Annotated in this window: 3 protein-coding genes; 1 reads left to right on the forward strand and 2 read right to left on the reverse strand. The window is 44.5% G+C overall.

From position 1 onward, the window contains the following. The first annotated feature begins 333 nt into the window (after window positions 1–333). Window positions 334–1,641: a hypothetical protein gene (locus tag NC238_14150; protein ID MCM1567048.1), complete on the forward strand. Its 1,308-nt coding sequence runs from the start codon at window positions 334–336 to the stop codon at window positions 1,639–1,641. A 30-nt stretch (window positions 1,642–1,671) separates the two neighbouring features. On the opposite strand, the gene NC238_14155 is transcribed toward NC238_14150, so the two are convergent. Together NC238_14155 and NC238_14160 are read right to left on the reverse strand one after the other, a co-directional pair. Beyond that, window positions 1,672–2,214, reverse strand: a complete 543-nt coding sequence (locus NC238_14155; protein ID MCM1567049.1) for a hypothetical protein — start codon at window positions 2,212–2,214, stop codon at window positions 1,672–1,674. A 106-nt stretch (window positions 2,215–2,320) separates the two neighbouring features. After that, the gene (locus NC238_14160; GenBank protein ID MCM1567050.1) at window positions 2,321–2,611 is read right to left on the reverse strand and encodes a hypothetical protein; all 291 of its coding nucleotides are present in this window, start codon (window positions 2,609–2,611) and stop codon (window positions 2,321–2,323) included. Window positions 2,612–2,838 lie beyond the last annotated feature (227 nt).

The raw sequence follows: 2,838 nt of genomic DNA on the forward strand, positions 1-2,838 counted from the left end.
ATTCGTCTGCGATGGCGTTTTGATATCTCAGGTGCGGCAAACTGCCGCATATGTGCTTGCTAGGCGGAATTGGCGGGGCAGGACAATGGCGGAAGGCAGTGGGAGTCGAACTCGTTTTTTTCGCTTGCAGTGATCGGCTGTGTTCGGCTTTCTAGGCTTGCAGACCTAGCTTGGCGGCATTGCCCCGCTTTGGCCGGCAGTGATTTCGACACTTTTTCGACAGCTATCGTAAGGCCCTATGAGGAAGAACAAGCGCTGAAAAGCTATTATTCACGCCCAGAATATATATAAAGCACGTATAAAATATGATCGGAGATATTTTTTTGAGGACAGATGGAATTGTTTAATAGTAGAGAAATAGCGCTTGCTGTATGGTTGTTGATTCTGGCGATGTGGCTTTTCTCAAATAAAGAAATTCGTTCTGCTTTCAGTTCTGTTTTAGATGGTTTTTCTAAAACAGTAATAATTATTCCTTTCTCACTCCTCGTCTTTCATACCTTATTATCTGTATGGCTGTTGAGTGAAGTGGGTATGTGGGACTTAAGTCAGGTCAAGAATACTGTTTTTTGGTTTTTTGGCGTGGCGGCAGTATCTTTTTTTCGTCTTAACAAGATAGCGGATGATCCTGATTATTTTAAGAATGCAGTTAAAGACAACCTTAAAATAATCGTGCTTCTTCAGTTTTTGGTCTCGTTCTATACGTTCAATATAATTGTTGAACTTGTTTTTGTTCCTTTTATGGCCCTTTTGGGTGGCATGATCGCTATCTCGCAAAGAGATGAAAAGCATTTGCGTGTATACAAGGCGCTAAATAAGATTCTTGAGTTTGTTGGTCTGACGATTATTGCCTATGCGGCATATAGTCTACTTCATAGCTTCCAAGAGTTTGTACAGTTCCAGACGTTCCTGGATCTTGTCGTGCCAATCCTCTTGTCAATGCTCTTGTTGCCTCTAATCTATCTATTTCATGTCTACATGGTTTATGAAGTCGTTTTTGTTGGTATGCGGTTTTCCGTCAAAGACGAAAAAGTACGTGCGTACGCTAAAAAAAGCGCGATTTTCAAATACAAGCTGAACGTTCATTCTTTAAGGCGATGGGCAGATGCACTTAGCCGAGAAACTATTTTAACTTTCAGTGATGTGGATAATGTGCACAAAGAAATAGGCCGACTGGCAGCGGAAGAAAAGAATCCGCCGGAAGTGCCATTTGATCAAGGGTGGTCGCCGTACAAAATCGCTCCAGCCTTAGAGTGCGCTGGCCTAAAGATGGGTCATTACAAAAAGCTTTATCAAGACGACTGGTCTGCTAGCTCTCCATATTTAAAAATTGGAGACGGTTTTATGGCAAATGAGATCGCCTATTATATTGAAGGTGACAGCGCGGCGGTAAAGCAGCTAAAGCTGAAAGCCGATATCAGTGAGCCAGAAAAATCCGCTGAAGCCCACCAGTTTCTATCTGATCTCGCAGCCCTACTACATTTGCAAGCGCTCGGGGTTGAAATGGGGAAGGGATTCAAGAATGCAATAATTAAGGGCTCGAAAAAGGAGAGACGTGTTAACACCAAGATGGTTAGGGTTTCTACTGATCCTTGGCCTAATAACCGAGGCTACGGTGTTGAGTTCACTATTTCTAATGTTTAGGGTCGCGGAAAATTGGCTGTTGTGTCCTTGCTATGTTTGCGCGTCGCAATATTGGCCGCCATAGAACGCCACTTCTCTCTTGGGGTCTAGTGACTTTAAAATATTCTTTTCAATAATGTCTCTTAAGATTTTGTTTTCCTTTTCTAGTGTTGAGTTTTTTGCTCCGAGCGTTTCGATTTCTCTAAGTGCTCTTGCAAGCAAGTTCGCGCGATTTTGGGGTGCTGTATTGTTGAGCAAGGATGAAATTTGCTTCTTTAATGCATTGTTGGATTTCGTTAGTAGTGAGATTTGACGTCGAAGTATTTCCGGCTCTGTCAGCTTGGGCTTTTTAGATTTTTTTTGATTGTTTTTAGCTCGTCTTTTTGCGAGCTTCGCTTTTTCTGCTTCGTCATGTTGCAGTGCCTCTTTCAAAAGCTCATCAATATGAGCAGAGGCTGTAACTGCCGTTTGCATTTCTTGAATTTTGGTGGGCTCTATAGAGGACGTATTTCCTTTTCCTTTCTCCAGAGCATCTAAGACAGCATAGCCAAAAGCGGTGCTTGCTTTTTTTAGAGTTAACTTAGAATTATCCATTTCAAAAGTTCCCTAACGCCGAGTGGTGTTTATCGTCTTTTAGCGCGGTTTACCTTTACTGCTAGCTTCCGTGGGCATCTATCGTCTAGTTATCTTCGTGTGATCGCTATCCCGCGCTGGGTTGGCTCAAATTTCGGTTGGCTTCGTCATAGTCGGGGCTCGTCTGGCCAATCTCTGGGGCGATCTGCCCGCTAGCAAGCCAAAGCGCATATTGCGGATACAGGTCCACCAGCACCTCTATCTCCTCCGTGCTCATCCGTATGTTTTTGAACCGCACGCTGTGCCAGCGATTGAGGCTGATATCGCTGTGCTTGATCAAGGTGTCGAGGCCCGCCTTAGAGATCAAGGCTCTAGCCCGGTGCTGAATCGATTCCATAAAGTTCTTACGAAGCTCCACTGAAACTATTCCACTGAGAATAGTCCTCGGTTATGCTTTTGTTCAGTGAACATATTTCACTGAGCTGTGATCATGAACAATGCCGAACATAGTGGATTAAAGCTTATGGATACGGAAGGTCTTGACCCGCAAAAGCTGCACGGCGCCCCGCCCCTGATGCCGTGGCCGAAGTTCGCCGAATGGATCGGCATGGGCGACGAACCCATCGTGGTACGCACCTGGTTGGA

Origin of the sequence: Dehalobacter sp. (genome assembly GCA_023667845.1) — a bacterium.
Taxonomy (GTDB): Bacteria; Bacillota; Desulfitobacteriia; order Desulfitobacteriales; family Syntrophobotulaceae; genus Dehalobacter.

Bases quoted from the DNA above. Each gene is read 5' to 3' on its own strand.
- NC238_14155 (MCM1567049.1), bottom strand. From the start codon at position 2,214: ATGGATAATTCTAAGTTAACTCTAAAAAAAGCAAGCACCGCTTTTGGC.
- NC238_14150 (MCM1567048.1), top strand. From the start codon at position 334: ATGGAATTGTTTAATAGTAGAGAAATAGCGCTTGCTGTATGGTTGTTG.